This window comes from Amphritea sp., from assembly GCF_016744155.1.
Classification (GTDB): Bacteria; Pseudomonadota; Gammaproteobacteria; order Pseudomonadales; family Balneatricaceae; genus Amphritea.
On the sequence record NZ_JADGEW010000010.1, the window covers coordinates 26,410 to 45,513 of the forward strand.

At 44.6% G+C, this 19,104-nt stretch carries 18 protein-coding genes; 10 read left to right on the forward strand and 8 right to left on the reverse strand.

Annotation, left to right across the window (positions count from 1 at the left end):
• The first annotated feature begins 457 nt into the window (after positions 1 to 457).
• From QZZ54_RS09765 to QZZ54_RS09800, 8 genes are all read left to right on the forward strand, one after another.
• Entirely contained in the window at positions 458 to 835 is a 378-nt protein-coding gene (locus QZZ54_RS09765) for a hypothetical protein (protein ID WP_366645383.1), read from the forward strand.
• Positions 836 to 1,129: 294 nt separating this feature from the next.
• Positions 1,130 to 1,621 (forward strand): hypothetical protein, encoded by a 492-nt coding sequence (locus QZZ54_RS09770; protein ID WP_290702243.1) that lies wholly within the window; start codon positions 1,130 to 1,132, stop codon positions 1,619 to 1,621.
• A gap of 114 nt (positions 1,622 to 1,735) precedes the next feature.
• On the forward strand, positions 1,736 to 3,145 hold the full coding sequence (locus QZZ54_RS09775; RefSeq protein ID WP_290702245.1) for a TolC family protein: 1,410 nt from the start codon (positions 1,736 to 1,738) through the stop codon (positions 3,143 to 3,145).
• Positions 3,142 to 4,650 carry an efflux RND transporter periplasmic adaptor subunit gene (locus tag QZZ54_RS09780; protein ID WP_290702247.1) on the forward strand — a complete coding sequence of 503 codons (1,509 nt, stop codon included), beginning with the start codon at positions 3,142 to 3,144 and terminating at the stop codon, positions 4,648 to 4,650. The genes QZZ54_RS09775 and QZZ54_RS09780 overlap by 4 nt, the downstream gene beginning before the upstream one ends.
• Entirely contained in the window at positions 4,647 to 7,784 is a 3,138-nt protein-coding gene (locus QZZ54_RS09785; protein ID WP_290702249.1) for an efflux RND transporter permease subunit, read from the forward strand. Before QZZ54_RS09780 ends, QZZ54_RS09785 begins: the two co-directional genes overlap by 4 nt.
• 68 nt (positions 7,785 to 7,852) lie before the next feature.
• The gene (locus tag QZZ54_RS09790; RefSeq protein WP_290702251.1) at positions 7,853 to 8,350 is read left to right on the forward strand and encodes a cytochrome c; all 498 of its coding nucleotides are present in this window, start codon (positions 7,853 to 7,855) and stop codon (positions 8,348 to 8,350) included.
• A gap of 123 nt (positions 8,351 to 8,473) precedes the next feature.
• Positions 8,474 to 9,001 (forward strand): hypothetical protein, encoded by a 528-nt coding sequence (locus QZZ54_RS09795; protein WP_290702253.1) that lies wholly within the window; start codon positions 8,474 to 8,476, stop codon positions 8,999 to 9,001.
• Between the two features lie 108 nt (positions 9,002 to 9,109).
• Positions 9,110 to 9,787 (forward strand): TVP38/TMEM64 family protein, encoded by a 678-nt coding sequence (locus QZZ54_RS09800; RefSeq protein ID WP_290702256.1) that lies wholly within the window; start codon positions 9,110 to 9,112, stop codon positions 9,785 to 9,787.
• 119 nt (positions 9,788 to 9,906) lie between these two features.
• Here QZZ54_RS09800 and lgt read toward each other — a convergent pair whose 3' ends face one another.
• The 7 genes from lgt to QZZ54_RS09835 form a co-directional block, all read right to left on the reverse strand.
• The gene (gene lgt / locus QZZ54_RS09805; RefSeq protein WP_290702258.1) at positions 9,907 to 10,704 is read right to left on the reverse strand and encodes a prolipoprotein diacylglyceryl transferase; all 798 of its coding nucleotides are present in this window, start codon (positions 10,702 to 10,704) and stop codon (positions 9,907 to 9,909) included.
• 161 nt (positions 10,705 to 10,865) lie between these two features.
• Positions 10,866 to 11,573, reverse strand: coding sequence for a copper resistance protein B (locus QZZ54_RS09810; protein WP_290702259.1), 708 nt, complete (start codon positions 11,571 to 11,573; stop codon positions 10,866 to 10,868).
• Between the two features lie 13 nt (positions 11,574 to 11,586).
• Positions 11,587 to 13,419 (reverse strand): copper resistance system multicopper oxidase, encoded by a 1,833-nt coding sequence (locus tag QZZ54_RS09815; RefSeq protein WP_290702261.1) that lies wholly within the window; start codon positions 13,417 to 13,419, stop codon positions 11,587 to 11,589.
• A 9-nt stretch (positions 13,420 to 13,428) separates the two neighbouring features.
• Positions 13,429 to 13,608 carry a hypothetical protein gene (locus tag QZZ54_RS09820; protein WP_290702263.1) on the reverse strand — a complete coding sequence of 60 codons (180 nt, stop codon included), beginning with the start codon at positions 13,606 to 13,608 and terminating at the stop codon, positions 13,429 to 13,431.
• A gap of 317 nt (positions 13,609 to 13,925) precedes the next feature.
• Positions 13,926 to 14,285 (reverse strand): cation transporter, encoded by a 360-nt coding sequence (locus QZZ54_RS09825; protein WP_290702265.1) that lies wholly within the window; start codon positions 14,283 to 14,285, stop codon positions 13,926 to 13,928.
• On the reverse strand, positions 14,282 to 14,959 hold the full coding sequence (locus tag QZZ54_RS09830) for an isoprenylcysteine carboxylmethyltransferase family protein (protein WP_290702267.1): 678 nt from the start codon (positions 14,957 to 14,959) through the stop codon (positions 14,282 to 14,284). The genes QZZ54_RS09825 and QZZ54_RS09830 overlap by 4 nt, the downstream gene beginning before the upstream one ends.
• Entirely contained in the window at positions 14,959 to 15,273 is a 315-nt protein-coding gene (locus tag QZZ54_RS09835) for a DUF2933 domain-containing protein (protein WP_290702269.1), read from the reverse strand. Before QZZ54_RS09835 ends, QZZ54_RS09830 begins: the two co-directional genes overlap by 1 nt.
• 374 nt (positions 15,274 to 15,647) lie before the next feature.
• Here QZZ54_RS09835 and QZZ54_RS09840 point away from each other — a divergent pair, with 374 nt between their 5' ends.
• Together QZZ54_RS09840 and QZZ54_RS09845 are read left to right on the forward strand one after the other, a co-directional pair.
• Entirely contained in the window at positions 15,648 to 16,337 is a 690-nt protein-coding gene (locus QZZ54_RS09840) for a heavy metal response regulator transcription factor (RefSeq protein WP_290702270.1), read from the forward strand.
• Positions 16,334 to 17,746, forward strand: a complete 1,413-nt coding sequence (locus tag QZZ54_RS09845) for a heavy metal sensor histidine kinase (RefSeq protein ID WP_290702272.1) — start codon at positions 16,334 to 16,336, stop codon at positions 17,744 to 17,746. Before QZZ54_RS09840 ends, QZZ54_RS09845 begins: the two co-directional genes overlap by 4 nt.
• A 461-nt stretch (positions 17,747 to 18,207) precedes the next feature.
• Here QZZ54_RS09845 and QZZ54_RS09850 read toward each other — a convergent pair whose 3' ends face one another.
• The gene (locus QZZ54_RS09850; RefSeq protein WP_290702274.1) at positions 18,208 to 19,098 is read right to left on the reverse strand and encodes a cytochrome c; all 891 of its coding nucleotides are present in this window, start codon (positions 19,096 to 19,098) and stop codon (positions 18,208 to 18,210) included.
• Positions 19,099 to 19,104: the final 6 nt, after the last annotated feature.

Below are 19,104 nucleotides of genomic sequence, written 5' to 3' on the forward strand. Positions count from 1 at the left end.
TGAATATTGCGGATCGTGATAAGACTCTCTTGGTCAGTCATATACGTTCAGATGGCCTGTTTTGTAGGTTGGGATGAGGCACGAATCCCAACATCTAATCCCACATCGAATGGCACAAGGAGGTGACCATGTATTACCCACGGGCTGTGCAACCTGGTGGTTGTTATTTCATTACGGTGATCTTGATGATCGTGATAAAACTCTGTTGATCAGATATATACGTTCAGATGGCCTGTTTTGTAGGTTGGGATGAGGCACGAATCCCAACATCTAATTCCCACATCGAATGGCACAAGGAGGTGACCATGTATTACCGACGGGCTTTGCAGCCAGGTGGTTGTTATTTCTTTACGGTGAATATTGCGGATCGTGATAAGACTCTCTTGGTCAGTCATATTGGCTGCTCCGTGAAGTTGTTAGACAAGTTAAACTCCGTCATCCCTTTCAAATAGATGCGATGGTGGTGTTACCCGAACATCTGCATGCCATCTGGACTCTACCCGAAGGAGACACCAATTTTTCTAAACGCTGGGGGTTAATTAAAGCAAATTTTTCCAGGGGTTTGGCGAAGAATGAGTCGATTTCTAAGAGCCGTATGTTGAAGGGGGAGAGGGGAGTCTGGCAGCGAAGATATTGGGAGCACCTTATTCGCGATGAAGAGGATTATCGCCGGCATGTGGATTACATCCATTTTAATCCGGTTAAGCATGGTTTGGCCCAACGGTGTGCAGATTGGCCATATTCCAGCTTTCATCGTTATGTTACCCGAGGCGTATTACCGATTGATTGGGGGGAGAGGGTAATGGATTTTTCGGAGGATGGGTTTGGTGAGTAGTTTTTTTAAGAGTTGTTGGGGTTCGTGCCTCACCCCAACCTACGTTCTTTTTCTAGCAATTTACCTAATAGTCGTCCAATCAAAGGCATAAATTTGAGACTCTCCAATATTGATAAGGAAGAGTGAGAAGAGATACCTTGCAGTTAGAACTTCTGGTCAGACTATTTGCTATTACCCTTGCTATTGTCTGTTTCTGTGGTTAAATAACGGCTATTCAGGTTTATTTCAGAGTATGTCTATAATATTTCAGCCGATAGTCGGCTGATTACCTGTGTATTTTAAACAAGGTTGCAGATGCAAGCAGTAGTGAAACGGATTGTATTAGTATTGTGCATGCTGGCGGTGGTAACCGCACAGCTGTTCAATGCTGCCTCCGCTATGCAGATGAATCACAACGGTTCAGTGTCTGATCAATTAGACTTTCCCCATGCCGCTCATGGGGGTGTTAAAGCTCCAGAACTTAAACATTCCCCAGATCACCTTTCGCACTCTGTTGACCAGAGTCTGCAATACATTTCAGAATATCTTGGCTCAGATGCAAACAGCAACTGTTGTGATCAGGTGCTGACTGAGAGCATGCAGCACTGTACTGATATGGAAATGAATAGTGACGGCTGCGATAATCATGCAGGTTGTGCTCAATCCCATTGTGTTAGTTCTGTCGGTTGTGGGCTGTCTCAGTATATTTTGGATGTAGACCCTTTAACCAGTATGTCATCTATCGTTAATACCCTGCTTCTATCTCAGAGCAGCGTCTCTCTTTATCGTCCTCCCATATTCCGTTGAAAAACTAAGCCGATAATTCGGTCTTTTTTCAGCGGGAGAACAGTATAGATCTCCCAGATTTTTAGAATGTTTCAGACATCATCTTTGATGATTTTGATCCTAGTGGGTGTATCTATGTCACCAGTACTTTTATCTTCAATACTTCTCTTTAAGAGATCTACTTTCCGCTTGGTTGTTATTCTGCTGATTAACGGTGGAGTCTCTTCATTCGCGTTAGCCGCAGGGGTTATGAGTAACCCTTTAACGCTTGAAAAAGCGGTAACTCTGGCGCTACAAAATGATCCCTGGCTGTCGGGTAGCCGATATCAGCAACAAGCAACTGCAGCGATGGCGGAGTCGGCTTTCCAATTACCTGATCCTAATTTTTCTTTGAAGATGGCAAATCTGCCCACCGACACATTAGATTTTAATCAGGAAGGGATGACGCAGCTGGTTGCCGGGGTATCACAGATGTATCCCCGGGGTGATAGTCGGCGTCTTATGCGAGAGCAACTGCACTTGCAAAGCGGCCGTCAGCCATTCATGCGCCTGGAACGACAGGAGAAGCTTAGACTGACGATAACCCAGCTATGGTTAGATGCTTACCAAGCTAAGCAGAGTGTGCAGCTGATCGAGGCTGACCGGAAACTGTTTGACCAGCTGGTAGATATATCGCTGGCCAGCTATTCCTCCGGACTGAGAGGTTCAGGGCAGCAAGATCTGATTAAGGCGCAGCTGGAACAGTCGCGTATTGAAGATCGGTTAACGATGTTACGGCAAAAACAGGATGTGGCTGAGCAAAAACTGCTTGAGTGGTTGCTGCCTTCGGTTAGTGATTTTACTGAGGGTATGAATGGCTTTTCGGGTTATACCTCTGAGCTTCCAGTGCTTAGCTCCCTTTATACGGATCGTTTTCAAGGCGAGGGGTTAAGTAATAGAGAGCTTTCTAGTTATCTGGTTCGTCACCCCTCAATTCAGATTGTGGATCAGAGTATTGCCGCAGCGGGTACCGCGGTGCAGTTAGCGAAACAACAATACCAGCCGCAGTGGGGCGTGAATGCGAGTTATGGCTATCGTGGTGAAGACCCAACGGGCCGTGACCGAGCTGACCTCTTTAGTGTAGGTGTAACCCTCTCAATGCCACTGTTTTCTTCGACCGGTCAGGATAAAGAGGTTGAAGCCGCTATCTCCCGTCAGGAGAAGATACGTACTGAAAGATCTTTGATACTCAGGCAGATGATCGCTTCGTTTCACTCAGCCCGGACTCAATTAGATCGTCTCGAACAGCGCCGCGAGATTTTTGACAACAAGCTCTTGCCTCAGGTTAAGCAACAGGCAGACGCAGCTTTAAATGCGTATGAGTCGGATAACGGCAGCTTTATTGAGGTCGTGCGTGCACGTATCGCTGAACTCAACACGCGTATCGAATATTTGGGGATCAAAATCGCACGACTGAAACAGATCGCGCAGACCAATTACCTGCTGACTACGACAGAATCATCGGCGGAAAACATCACTCTTAGTCAGGAAGGAGTTACTCCATGAGCAATACCGTTAAGAATTTAGGGTTAGTTGTACTGGGTATTGCACTGGGAGCGGCCGGTCTGGGAACCGTGATGACTGGAACCGGTTATTTGGATAATGCTGCAACTGATACCGGAGTCACATCAGTAGCTGAAGCCGCTTCACCAGCGGATGACCAACCTCTCTACTGGGTTGCGCCAATGGACCCAAACTATCAACGGGATAAACCGGGTAAGTCACCCATGGGTATGGATCTTGTCCCCGTATACAAAGAGGAGAGTTCCGGTGCGGATGCCGGCCCCGGGACGATAAAAGTGTCGCCGGAGGTGGTTAATAACCTTGGGGTTAGAACCGCAGTGTCCTCGATGACCAAGATGCACTTTGAGGTGCGTACGGTTGGTTATGTTGATTATAACCAGGATGAAATCGTTCATGTGCATCCCCGTGTGGAGGGCTGGATCGAAAAAATATATGTCAAAGCTGAGGGGGAACCGGTTGAACTAGGAGAACCGCTCTATGAACTCTATTCACCAGCATTGGTAAATGCTCAGGAGGAATATCTGTTTGCGTTGGCACGGGGCAACCGCGATCTTATACGGGGTTCTGAAACTCGATTACGTGCCTTACAGGTGCCTCAGAAAGCGTTGGACAAGCTTAGAAAGACAGGTAAAGCGAGTCAGGCGATAACTTTCTATGCACCCCACAGTGGCGTGGTAGATAACTTCAATTTGCGTGATGGGATGTTTGTTAAGCCAGGAATGACGCTAATGTCGATCGGTGCGCTGGATGAGGTATGGGTTGAAGCGGAAGTGTTTGAACGACAGGCCGGCATGATCAACGCAGGATTACCGGTTTCTATCCAATTAGACTTTCTACCCGGAGAGAGTCGTGAAGGCGTTGTTGATTATGTCTATCCGGTGCTCGATCCGGTAACCCGGACGTTGAAGGTAAGGATGCGTTTTGATAATCGGGATCGAAAGTTAAAACCGAATATGTTTGCTGAAGTGGTGATTCATAAACATGAAACTGAAGCCGCTCTTACTGTGCCCCAAGAAGCTGTTATCCGGGGTGCTGGAGAAAATCGAGTCGTGCTGGCGTTGGGTGATGGTCGGTTTAAATCCATTTCAGTTAAGACCGGCCGTAGTGACGGAAAGCTGATTGAAATTTTACAAGGAGTGAATGCTGGAGAAGAGGTGGTTACTTCAGCCCAGTTCTTGTTGGATTCAGAGTCTAGTAAAACGTCTGATTTCAAACGTATGAATGTTGAGCCGCAAATGAGCGCTGACGATATGAGTATGGATGGCATGGGCATGGAAAGCTTAGATATGGAAAGTATGGACATGGATAGCATGAGTCTGGACGGAACGGATAGTGATATGAATCACGAGGAGATGGATTCTGAATCGACAAAAAAAGAAGGGACAAACCCGGAGGCGATGAATCAGAGCGGAATTGATTCGCGCTCTAATGTTTACATGGCAATGAATGCTCAGTTACAGCCAGTGTTGACGAAGGTGGTTCTATGATTGAGTCCATTATTCGATGGTCCGTTGGCAATCGATTCTTTGTCTTGTTGGCCACGGTCATTTTAGTCGGGGGCGGGCTGTTCTCCCTGAAAAACACCCCGGTGGATGCGATCCCGGACCTGTCTGATGTGCAGGTGATTATTAAAACCAGTTATCCGGGGCAGGCACCTCAGGTGGTAGAAGATCAAGTCACTTATCCACTAACCACCGCGATGTTATCGGTACCGGGTGCTGAAACAGTGCGGGGCTACTCGTTTTTTGGTGACTCCTATGTCTATGTCATCTTCAATGAAGATACGGATATGTACTGGGCTCGCAGTAGGGTACTCGAATACCTGAGTCAGGTGGCACCATCGTTACCGGCCAATGCCCGGCCCCAGTTGGGGCCTGATGCAACGGGGGTTGGTTGGGTTTATCTCTATGCTTTGATTGATAAAACCGGGCAGCATGATATTAGCCAGCTGCGTAGCTTGCAGGATTGGTTTCTCAAATATGAGTTGCAGACTGTCCCAGGAGTGTCTGAGGTGGCGCCGATTGGCGGCATGGTTAAACAGTACCAAGTACGGGTGAATCCAGAAAAATTACGGGCATTTAATATGCCGTTATCGCATATTCAGACGGCTATTCAACGGGGTAATCAGGAGGTGGGAGCCTCAGTCGTGGAAATGGCCGAAGCCGAGTATATGGTTCGGGCTACTGGCTATATTCAGGGCGAAGAGGATTTGAAAAATATTCCTTTGGGTATCAATAAGAATGGTACGCCGGTGTTGTTACAAGATGTGGCTGACATCGGAACCGGACCGCAGATGCGTCGAGGAGTAGCAGAACTTAACGGTGAAGGTGAAGTAGTTGGCGGCGTAGTTGTTATGCGTTTCGGAGAAAACGCTCAGAAAACAATTGATGGTGTAAAAGCAAAGCTTGAAACCCTGAAGCAGGGCTTACCCGAAGGGGTGGAAGTCGTGACGGTGTATGACCGTTCTGGACTGATTGATAGTGCCGTAGAAAACCTATGGCACAAGCTTCTGGAAGAGTTCATTGTCGTAGCGCTGGTCTGTGTTGTCTTTCTGTTTCACGTGCGCTCTTCTTTGGTTGCAATTATCAGCCTTCCGGTCGGTATTCTCACCGCATTTATAGTGATGAATGCACAAGGTATTAACGCGAATATTATGTCGTTGGGCGGTATAGCGATAGCGATAGGGGCGATGATCGATGGCGCAATCGTCATGATTGAAAATATGCATAAGCATATGGAGCGTACACCGTTAACCAAAGAGAATCGTTGGCAGATTGTTGCTGAATCAGCCAGTGAGGTAGGGCCTGCACTATTTTTCAGTTTGCTGATCATTACCGTTAGCTTTGTGCCGGTCTTTACCCTGGAAGCGCAGGAAGGTCGAATGTTTGCGCCTTTAGCGTTTACTAAAACCTACGCGATGGCAGCCTCTGCGGCTCTGGCCATTACGCTAGTGCCGGTGCTGATGGGCTACTTCATCCGTGGCAAGATAATGCCCGAACACAAAAACCCAATAAACCGAGTGCTGACCGCTGTTTACATGCCGACGTTGCGTAAAGTACTGGCCTTTCCAAAGCTGACGCTGTTGTTCGCGTTGTTAATATTACTGGTGGGCTTATGGCCATTAGATAAGTTGGGCAGTGAGTTTATGCCGCCCTTGGATGAAGGTGACTTGATGTATATGCCGACTACTTATCCCGGTATTTCAATTGGCCAGGCTCGTCAGTTGTTACAGCAGACTGACAAACTGATCAAAACAGTGCCTGAAGTAGAAACGGTATTCGGCAAAGTGGGGCGGGCGGATAGTGCTACTGACCCTGCACCACTGACCATGATCGAAACCTTTATACAGCTTAAACCTAAAGATCAGTGGCGTGCTGGGTTGACGACCGACGATCTGAGAAAAGAACTGGATAATCTGGTTAAAGTGCCGGGGGTGACCAATGCCTGGGTGATGCCGATCAAGACCCGTATCGATATGTTGGCCACGGGTATAAAAACGCCGGTTGGGATAAAGATTGCAGGCCCTGAACTAGAACAAATTCAGCAGATCGGTCAGCAGTTGGAAACTATTTTGAAGGATGTTCCTGGTACCGCCTCGGTGTACTCCGAGCGGGTTGCTGGTGGACGGTATATCAAAGTGGATATTCAACGTCAGAGTGCTGCGCGATATGGCCTGAACATCGCAGATATCCAGCAGGTTGTGGCGACCGCTATTGGCGGTATGAACGTGTCACAGACGATCGAAGGGCTGGAGCGTTACCCTATCAATGTCCGTTATCCACAGGACTACCGTGATTCTCCAGAGCAATTAGCTTTGCTGCCGATCGTAACCCCCATGGGGCAACGGATACCGCTAGGTGATGTGGCTAATGTTTACGTTGAGGATGGCCCACCGGGTATCAAGAGTGAAAATGCTCGTCTCAACGGCTGGACCTTTATTGATATAGAAGGCATGGATATCGGTAGTTATGTAGAGAACGCGCAGCAGGTTGTGTCCGAGCAACTTCAACTACCGCCAGGTTACTCAGTAAGCTGGGCTGGTCAGTATGAATATATGCAGCGGGCGAAAGAGAAGCTGACTTATGTTGTACCACTGACCTTAGCGATTATTGTGATTTTGCTGTTCCTTAACTTCCGCAACTTTGTCGAAGTTAGCATCATCATGGGTACGCTGCCTCTGGCGATGGTAGGCAGTGTCTGGCTGATGTATTTGCAAGGGTTTAATTTTTCAGTGGCCGTGGGTGTCGGCTTTATTGCCCTGGCCGGTGTCGCGGTGGAGATCGGTGTGATTATGTTGGTCTATCTGAATCAGGCATACCAACAAATGCTGGAGCGCTGTGAAAAGCAAGGCCTGATCCCCCGGGAGGAGACTCTGCGTCATGCGGTGTTGCACGGCGCGGGTTTACGTGTCCGGCCGGTGATGATGACCGCTGCCGCGATTATTGTAGGCTTACTGCCCATTCTGTATGGCACCGGAACCGGCTCAGAAGTGATGAGCCGAATCGCTGCACCGATGGTTGGCGGTATGGTTAGCGCGGTTATTCTGACGTTGCTGGTATTGCCGGCGGTGTATTTCCTTTGGCGTAAACGCTGTATTGCTCGGTTGGAAACTGAACAGTAATTGGCAACGAGGGCTGGGTGATGGTGATATCCGCTCGGTCTGAACTATTAAATATAAGGAGGCGGTTTATGTACAGCGCTAAAAGGATCATAAAACCCGTTATTAAACTGACTGGCGGCGGGCTTGTCTTGTTACTGGCCGGGTGTGGCATGGGGATGGATGACGCTACAGATTATGGAGCTCGTGATTTTTCAAGTAATGGTGAGAAAATTTACTTTACCGGAAGAAATCAGGCAGGCTCTGCTATCACTTACCGAGGCGGTACGATGCATGCGCAGATGCACAACACGACATGTGCGAGTTGTCACGGAGAAGATAGGCAGGGGCAACGACTGTATCCGAAGTTCTGGGTTGTTGCCCCACCATTAACCAAACATTCACTTACCGAAGAGCATGATGATGGTCATGGCGACCACGAGCGCTATGACAAAAATAGTTTAAAGTTAGCTATTAGTCAGGGCCTGGATCCTGCCGGCAGTGCATTGAATGGAGCGATGCCCCGATGGGATATTAGCGATAACGATATGGAGGATCTGATTAGTTTCTTATTAACCGATAGCCACTGATCACAAACAGTGCAGCTAATAGTGAAAGTAATTTATGTGGGCGCGTTATCGTTAGGTATAAGCGCCGTCAAAGAAAAGTTAATCATCAAACGATTTAACGAAAAGACGAATGGAGAAATTATAATGAAAGTTAATAAGATTCTGATTGCCGGTGCCTTGAGCGCGTTTGTTTTAAGTGGAGCTGTCGTTGCGGGTGAAGGTAGCCATGGTCATGGCCATGATGATGAGTCCAAGCCAGCACAAGCGATGTCACAGGAGGCGATGTCAAAAGGGTCTACGGCGCAAGAATCGATGTCCCACGGTGCTATGGGCAGTGATATGTCGCAGAATAAAATGTTTCTGGAAAAGAAAGACATTGATGGCTATACGGTTAGCTTTCATGTAATGAAAGCCGATGAAGGGATGGGACATGGTGGTTCACATAATATAATGATAAAGGTAGAAAAGCAGGGAGAGATGGTTAATAACCTGAAGATCAACTCCAAAGTGATCTATCCGGATGGTACCGAAGAAAGCAAACCGCTGATGATGATGGGTGACTGGCAGATGGCAGGCTACGACCTGAAAGACAGTGGTAAACATCAACTGATGGTGTTGTTCAAAACAGCTGATGGTAAAAAGCACTTCGGTGGCTTGCATTACGGCCAGTAAATGTTCTAAGTGAATACCTGATTAGGGGGAGGTATCCTCCTCCTATGTTGTGTAGGTTAGTACAATTAATTTTATGATTGCTACCTATAAAAGGTGTAATAAGAGCTAATGAAGTCAGGCCAGGCGTATGTTCGTTATTTTCTTATTATTGCTGCGGTAATTACTTTTATCATCTGGAGCTGGGCAGATCATTTTAGTGTGCAGCTCCAATTTGACTGGAGCGATGTTGCAGGTGTGGTTAAATTTCTCCGGAGCAATGGGGTGATAGGCCCGCTGGTAATTATCTTTGGGATGGCTGTTGCGATAGTATTTAGTCCCTTACCCAGTGCCCCTATTGCTATGGCAGCAGGTGCAACTTATGGGCACTTTGAGGGAACGCTCTATATTTTTATAGGTTCACTATTCGGAGCGTCGCTTGCTTTCGGTATCTCAAGAGTTATGGGGTTCGAGGCAGCTCGTATCTGGGTTGAAACACGATTCCCTAGCTGGAAGTTGGGTGATCATCAACGATTAATGTGGCTGATTATGTTATCTCGATTAATGCCGTTTATTTCATTTGATTTAATGAGTTATGCCGCGGGCGTTACTACTTTAAGTTATTGGCGGTTTTTGTTGGCGACTGCCATAGGCATACTTCCAGCGAGTTTTTTGTTGGCTCATTTCGGAGAAGCGTTCACAGAACAAACCTTTACTGTAAATGCAATAATTGTAGTGTTATTTATTGTTATGGCTGGAGTTTGGCGACTTAAAACTAGCACTAGCAAAAGCCGTCCACCATCGGTTTGAAAATAGATAAGGCTAACTAAGTATTTAATTTTGAGAAGATATTCCACCGTCGGCAGCGTGCTGCTGGATTTGATACCAAACCCATTACAGCGCAATAACGTATCTTAGGAGAATTAGTTTTAATGGCTGTTGATACGCGTCTTAGATGAATAGCTCCAGAAAATCAGGATAAGACCGCCTAGTATCATCGGAGTCGACAGAAATTGCCCCATGGTTATTGAGTTGGCGAAGATAAAACCGATATGGGCATCAGGTTGCCTGAATTGCTCGACAAAGAGTCGAAAGGTGCCGTAACCAGTAAGAAATAAGCCAGAGATTGCCATTGGTGGCTTAGGTTTAGATGAAAACCACCAGAGGATGGTAAATAAAAGTATTCCCTCAAGAGCGAACTGATAGAGCTGTGAGGGGTGTCTTGGTAAAGGACCTGCTTCAGGGAACACCATCGCCCAGGGCTTATCAGAAACTCGCCCCCACAGTTCTCCTCCGATAAAGTTACCAATACGACCGGCAGCTAAACCTAAAGGCACTAACGGTGCTGTGAAATCTGCAACTTCAAAGAAGCGTTTGTTTATTCGGAGACTAAAGTAATAGAGTGCAGTAATAACACCTAACAGCCCTCCGTGGAATGACATTCCTCCTTCCCAAATTTTAAGAAGCCAGAATGGATTGCTGAGAAACTGATCGAAATTATAGAACAGTACATATCCGAATCGTCCGCCTATAATCACACCGACAGCAGACCAAAATATCAGATCTGAAACTTGATCCTTGGTCCAGTTCGAGTTTGGTTTTCCTGCACGATGACAAGCTAGTAACCAAGCGGCACCAAAGCCAACGAGATACATTAATCCATACCAGTGAATTTTTAATGGGCCTATAGATACTGCTATTGGATCTATGTTTGGATAAATTAACACTCTGAGCTCTCTTTTATAGCTATATAAAAATGATGACTATTAAATTTACTCTTTCTTAAATCAGGAACAGAATAGTCAGGAACTGCCTAATGAAATCTAGTCAGTTCAAATTAGCGATATAAAAAAGCCTCTGCTTACAAAGGCTTTATCAATGTCTTTACTTAGAACCAGCCTTTTATTCCCATTACTAATTGCGTATCGTTAGTAACCTCTCCATCATCTCTTGCATATGAAGCAGTCTGTCCTAATTTCCTTTCCCAATTGATGCCGATATAAGGTGAAAACTCTCGACGAATTTCATAGCGGAGCCTCAATCCCAGCTCTATATCAGAGACTCCCGACCCTATACCGCGTTCTCTATCGTTTTTACCGAATAGGTTGATTTCTGCTTCAGGTGATAGTACTAACTTCTGGGTCAGCATAACTTCGTACTCTGTTGCTAAACGAATATTCGTTTGCCCTGACTCGCCAACAAATAGATTCACATCGGTTTCAAAAAAATAGGGTGCTAAACCTTGTATGCCGATAGCGGCCCAGTTTTGTGAAGGTTTTGGGTTAAAGTCATGCCGTATGCCTGCTTGTAAGTCCCAGTAAGGTGCGATTGCTTTACTGTACAATAGCTGTAGTTCGGCGCTTTCCGTTTCGTCGTTAACGCGCTCTCCTTTGGTTTTGAATGTGAGCTTATTAAGGTCATATCCCGCCCATCCCTGTATTTCCCAAACTAAGGGGTAGCCTGAGCTGGTGTCTCGTTTCTCTAGCTGATCAACTTGTACCATTGTCAGCAAAGGGTCATCCCCCCCTCCTGCGATAGCTGGTGTACCCATTATCATGGAGGAAAGAATAAGAATATTAATTGTTAGGTTCTTCATTTTTATCTCCAAGTTAGCTGACGTGAACTTCACGGAACATGCCGGCCATATGGTAAATTAGGTGGCAGTGGTAAGCCCATTTTCCTTTTGCGTCGGCTGTAACCCGATAGCTGATTTTAGCACCTGGTTGTACTACTACTGTGTGCTTACGGGGAATGTACTTATCGTCACCTGTTTCCAAATCACTCCACATACCGTGTAAGTGCATTGGGTGATTCATCATCGTATCGTTCACGAAATTAATACGAACTCGCTCTCCGTATTTAAACTGTAGCGGTACTGCATCACTGTATTTGACACCATTGATAGACCACATGTATCGGCTCATGTTTCCTGTTAAATGGAGGTCTATTTCTCGACTTGGCTCTCTTTCATCGGGTGTTTTATTGAGGTTTTTCAGGTCAGCATAAGTTAAAACGCGACGCCCATTATTTCTCAACCCTACACCTGGATCATCTAATCGATATTGGGGGTTGCTTGCTCGTGCATCAACATGTGGTCCGTACTCAGTCGATGCGTGCATGGTAGACGAGTCTCGATTCATCGGCATTTTGGAGAGATCCATGCCCGCCATTTTACCCATCGGCATTTTGGAGTGATCCATACCCGCCATTTTACCCATCGGCATTTTGGCGTGATCCATACCCGCCATTTTACCCATCGGCATTTTGGCGTGATCCATACCAGCCATACCAGCTATACCAGCCATACCGTCCATACTGCCCATTCCCATATCCTGATGAGTTAAAATAGGAACTGGATCCAATGTTGGAACGGCCGCACTCATGCTTAAGTCGGGAGTTAATGTACCTCTGGCATACCCTGAACGATCGATTGCCTGCGCAAATACAGAGTAGGCGGTATCACTATTGGGTTCGACGATAACATCGTAGGTTTCAGCCACGCCGATACGGAATTCGTCAACAGATACTGGCTGTACATATTGACCATCAGCTGCCACTACTGTCATTTTTAAACCAGGAATACGGACATCAAAAAACGTCATAGCCGCACCATTAATAAAACGTAAGCGAATTTTCTCACCGCGTTTGAAAAGACCTTTCCAGCCTTCAGAAGGAGTCTCACCATTCATTAAGAATGTATAAGTATATCCAGTGACATCTGAAATATCGGTTTCACTCATCCGCATTTGGTTCCACATCTCCCTTGCGTTCAATGTGTCCTTTACGCCATTACCTTTAACCTCTTTCCATAAATCAGAAGCAGTTCTTTCGTTGAAGTTATAGTAATGGCTGAGCTTTTTTAGCTTGGCATAAATATTGGTAGGGTTCTCATCACTCCAATCAGACAGCATCACGACATATTCTCTGTCGTAGGTAAATGGTTCAGGTTCAATCGGATCGATGATAATGGCACCATAGAGACCGGTTTGCTCCTGATAGCCTGAATGGCTATGGTACCAATAGGTGCCGGATTGCTTAGCATCAAATTGATAAGTAAAGTGTTCGCCTGGTTTTATACCGTCATAGCTTAACCCCGGGACGCCATCCATATTGCTTGGCAAAATGAGACCGTGCCAGTGTATTGAGCTAGTTTCACTTAGATTATTTGCAACATTTAGCGTGATCTTATCGCCTTCTTTGAAACGTAAAATCGGAGCAGGTAAGGAATTATTCACCGTGGTAGCTATTCTCGGCTTACCTGTAAAGTTAACGGCTTGTTCACCAATGGTGAGATTTAATAAGTTGCCTCTTAATACTTCTTGCTGTCGGGACAAGCTAGGTGCGGCAAATAGGCGGCCTGAACTCATGCCGAATCCTGCCATAACCCCGCCGAGGGTAAGCCCTGTAACAAATTGGCGTCGATTAATATTTATTCGTTTCATGAGTGCCTCTTATCCTTTTGTGACAGTGATTTTTAATTTCATACCCGAGTCGTAATAACCAGGAATACTGTAGGAAGCCTCTAATACGGCTGTATTTGTAAATGACCAAGTAAGCTCTTTTGTATCGCCCGTTTTTAAAGAAAGAGTTTTACCTTGCTCATGTTGCATATTTGTCATTGTATTCATCATGCTGCTAGGCCCTTCCATCATATGAGTGTCATTAGCCAAAAAAGCAGAATTACTGACAAGAACAGCTACGGCACTTAATAGAACTGCTTTTTTTATCCTATAAGTCCCATGTTATTTATATCGATAATTAATCGGCGTACGTCGATGTTAATAAATGTAAATGGCTACAAGCTGACGCGAACATTATAAATTTGTAATCTTCGACTTCTGGTGGGCAATAACTATTGCCAGAGGAGTATATGAAGATATTGGGTGGGCTGGCTTTACCGAGAAGTAAGTGAAAAGGTACTTATTTCTCGCATTCAGAAGTGTGAACGTCATTTCTTACCTGGCGGAATTTTATGACAACTCAAAGGCTCATGGACGGTATTATCTTTTACATTCTGGTCAACGAATTTATAGTAGCCTTCTTTAAAGTGCGTCCACAAATCATGAGCGACATCAGCACCATGATGTCTGATAATTTTCTCTATACTTTCTAAATTGCAACGTGATGCATCATAAGCAATATTTAAAACTTCTGAATTATCATCAAATAACACATTGTCGACGCCATAAATCGCATCAATCTCTGTCAGTATGAGGTCCTTATTAGTTTCAGTGATGTTTTCTAACCGTAAATGTCTGACGACTAAGTTGACCTCGCTGACGCCGAGTCTATGTTTAGAGTCATTCATGATTCTTCTCCTTGATTATCTGTTTCACTCATAGATGACTTCGGTATGTGAAGTAGTGGAAACCAGCTAGGTGTAATATTCATATATTTTCTATATTCATCCCCAAATTCTAATATTGCGACTTGTTCTTCACGCTTTGCTAAACGGATATATACGAAGACTAGAATAGGGAACATCATCAGAGTTACTACGGTGGGCCATTGCAGTAAAAAGCCAAGCATTATCATAATAAAAGCAATATATTGTGGATGACGGCATCGTGCGTAAAGGCCCGTTGACGCAAGTGCTTTATCTTTTTGTGCTTGATGCAACACACTCCATGCTGAAGACAGCGTAAAAAAGCCAATTATGATGAAAATATTACTCGCCATATGTAGAGGGTCCCAATGCGGATTCCCTTCAAACCCTAATAGGGTGTGTAATAGGTGCCCATTGTCATGTGCAAAGAAATCGATAGCTGGATAGTTATCGGTTAACCAACCGGAAAACAGATAAATGGTTAATGGGAAACCATACATTTCTGTAAACAAAGCCACTACGAAGGCTGAGAAGGCACCAAGACTTCGCCAATCGGTTTTGGTTTTGGGTTTAATAAAACTAAAAGCAAAAAAGATAAATATTGCTGAATTTGCAATCACTAGCCACCAAAGGCCATATGAACCTTCTTCTGACATTAAGATTTACCTTCCTTGTTGTTGATAAGTGACTGACGTTTCCCTTCTTCAATACCTTTCTGGTATATATTTTTATTCTCTTCGTGTTCTTCATGCTTACTGTGACCATGACCATGACCATGACCATGACCATGACCATGACCATGACCATGCTTGCCATGCATAAACAGGTGCATTAATGGGCAGGCTAGAAAAATTAAAAAGGGCAAAAATGTAAAAAAATGTTGCTGATGTTCTACCACTAAAAAGTACGTTACTGCGCCAATTAAACCTAGTGCAGCAAGTCCTGAAGGTGTTTTCCAAAAACTAAACATTCGATCATTCCTTTTTTAGACTTAATCACATCGCGATACATTTGCAGCGGGCAATGAGATGGACATTTACCCGCGGCTAGGGATAGGGTAATGACGGTCTCTTTATTGAGTGAAGTCACCGTGCTCATTTCTAAACCGTGTTAATGGAATCATCACTCCTAGCTTTATTGGCTCTATAGCAACACTTAAACTTGTTACGTCCTTCATGGGTATAGTTTGCACTGATTGCCAGTAAGGGTTTATCGTTGTAGGAGCCTTGAAATCTATAATAAACGTATGTCCTTTCAATGGGCTGACATGAGGATTACATTTCTGTAATTTTCATTTAAAGGTGGTTTTGTGTTTTATAATCACTAAAAATTTATAGGTGTATTATGAAAATACTGATAGTTGAAGATGAAGATAAGACAGGTGAATTTCTTCAACAGGGGCTTAATGAAGCAGGATTTAATACGGATCTTGCGTGTAATGGGGTAGACGGTCTTCATTTAGCGCTTACACAGGTTGATTCTTATGATCTTATTATTCTTGATGTCATGTTGCCCGGTCTCGATGGTTGGAAAGTACTAGAGACATTACGTCTGAGCGGCAAAGATATGCCTGTATTGTTTTTAACAGCTCGCGATCAGGTTGAAGATCGTGTGAAGGGGTTTGAATTAGGTGCCGATGACTATTTGGTAAAGCCCTTTGCGTTTTCAGAGCTTTTGGCGCGAATACGATCTTTACTAAGACGTACTCGTAGCAAGTCAGAAGCGACAGTGTTGAGTATTGCAGACTTAGAACTTGACCTATTACGCCGGCGGGTTACCAGAGCAGGTCTACGGATTGATCTGACGGCAAAAGAGTTTTCGCTGTTGGAATTATTTATGAGGCGACAAGGTGAAGTGTTATCTCGGTCTTTAATTGCGTCGCAAGTATGGGATATGAACTTTGATAGCGATACCAATGTGATAGAGGTCGCTATTAGGCGGCTTCGTAGTAAAGTAGATGAACCTTTCTCCCCAAAACTCATACACACGCTTAGAGGGATGGGATATGTCTTAGAGGATTCTGACGAGATATGAATCGGGAATTACCTTTAATTTGGCGGCTGACAGGCTTATATACATTGGTGTCTGGTCTTGTTCTGCTTGGACTTAGTGTCGTGATTGTTCTCTCTATAGAACAGCATTTTATGGGTCAGGATAAAGAGATATTACAAGGAAAAATACAGCTAGTTAGCAAACTTGCTTCTGAGGGGGAGGGGGTTAATACACTAGAAGAATTTACAGACAAGTTGACATCAGGGTTGATTGGACATAAAGATCTATTGGTTTTAGTTATGCGTGAGAACGGAGAGTCTCTATATAGCTCTAGGGGAGTAGAGTTCCCAGTTAACAATATAAGAGAAAAGTCCCACTTGATTTCCCCTCATACAATTACCTGGAATGCCGAGGGGCAATTTTATCGAGGGCTTGTAGTTACAAAAGATATAAGTACCCAGCCAGAACAGCGAATTATCATATTAACTGCGTTGAATATTAATCATCATGATATCTTTATGTCACGCTTTCAAGGTGCGTTATTGTTGTATGTTGTTATCGCTGCATTAATCAGTGGTTTTTTGGGTTGGTTGGCGGCAAAACGAGGTTTGTTGCCCCTATATCAAATGAAAAATAGTGCATCAGTAGTTACGGCAAATCAATTGAACAAGCGTATGTCTGTTGAAAGTGTACCGGTAGAAATTGCAGAATTAGCCAGTGCTCTCAATCAGATGTTAGAGAGGTTAGAAGGTGCATTTCGGCGTCTTTCTGAGTTTTCCTCAGATATAGCTCATGAGCTTAGAACCCCTGTTAGTAATCTTATGACGCAAACACAGGTAGTGCTGAGTCTCCCTAGAGATGTGCGAACTTATCAAGCTACTCTTGCTTCTAATGCCGAAGAGTATGAAAGACTATCGCGTATGATCTCTGACATGCTTTTCCTTGCCAAGGCAGACCATGGATTAACATTACCCTCAAAAGAAATTATAGAACTCGATAAAGAAGTGGCTGACCTATTCGAGTTTTATGATGCGTTAGCAGAAGATCATGAAATATCACTAAGACTAAAAGGGGAAGGTAGAATTAAAGGTGACCGCCTAATGATTCGTCGTGTTATCAATAATTTATTATCTAACGCCATGCGGCACACGTCAGCTAATAGTGCAATTGAAGTGCGGATTGAATTGAGTGATGAGTCAGTTATACTCATCGTAAATAATGTTGGTGTCCCTATACCTGAAGAACATATTCCTCACCTTTTTGAGCGTTTTTATCAGGCTGATAAGAACCGTGTGAAAGGTGACTCGGAAGGCGCTGGTTTAGGTTTGGCAATAACTCGTGCAATCGTCGTCGCTCATAACGGCGAAATATCAGTCACTTCAACGGTTGAAGGTACTAGCTTTCGTGTTGTGTTTCCAAAAACAGATTATTTGAATAGGGAAACAGGATAATTTTTCTAAAGAGGTAGTGAGATAATCCATAGAAAATCAGGAACTAATATCATTTTTTCCTCAAGGTTAAAGTACTTTACAGTTTGTGCTTGGATGGTATTAGCTCTATAGCTTCTTGGGTTATCAATCTATCAATAAAAACGCTCAGTGCATTGTAGTTGTGCCAAGCTTAATGGACTAATGATAATCTTGTATAGTTAAAAGGAGTAGTGTTTGGACCTGCTAGGAACCCATACCAGTTATGAGTTTTCTCAAGTAAATAGGCCATAGAAACTTATATGGTTTGAGCTTGTTACATCATGTCAGTATGCCACTCCAATTTGTCTGGATTGGCGTTGGGATGTTGAAATACGGTTGAATTAATTAGGGTACTGGTTCTAATTTCTAAAGGGGTAGAAGTACTACGATTAAGTTGGATACAACAGGTCACCGATTTATACCCGGTGGCCTGTTTCAACCTATCATTTTCTATTCAAGAGGTAAAAAGCGATAGCATCCAAATCCTGCTTCTGTAGATAAGCAGTGCCATCACGAACTACTTCACCCATACTGCCGCCAAAGACATCACCATCGACTTTAACGCCCGACTTTAAAGCGTAGGAAAGGTCGCTTTGAGACCATTCAGCGCTCTTTAACGCATCGGGCGTGATTGACGGGATGGAGCCTTCTCCTTCTAACATAGACTCAGTTCCGGTAAAGCTTTTATCCTTATCAAGCGCACCGAACAGGTTACGAGGAGAGTGGCATGCTGCGCAGTGTGCAGCACTTTCTACCAGATACTTGCCCCGGTTGAATTCTTCATCTTTCGTTTCATCAGGTGTGAATCGACCCTCTTTAAAAAATAGGTTTTGCCAAAGGTTTAGGCTCTCACGAACACTGAACGGGAAACTCAATTCATGGGGCGTACTGATTTGGTTAACAGGTGGTACCGTTTGGAAGGCAGCCCATAGATCTGCAATGTCCTGATCACTTAACTTGGTATAGAAATCATAGGGAAAGGCAGGGTAATAGGGCTTTCCTTCCGGAGACGTTCCGTGTCGTAATGCTGTGGCGAAGTTCTCTAAGTTCCAGTTACCAATGCCAAACTCCTTATCCGGAGTGAGGTTGGGCGCATAGAAAGTGCCAAAAGGTGTTTTAAGGGGCGGGCCTCCAGCGAGTACAGGACCTCCTAATTCAAAATTTGTATGGCAGGCAATGCAGCCAGAAGCCCTCGCAAGATAGGCCCCACGATTAACATTACCATCGTTGGCATTTATCTTTGCTCTATTAATATTTCCGAACAGAGGTAAACTAGCCCAGGCAGTTGCAGCCACTACCATCAGAGTGAACGAATAGAACGCTATTCTTTTCATGTTCTC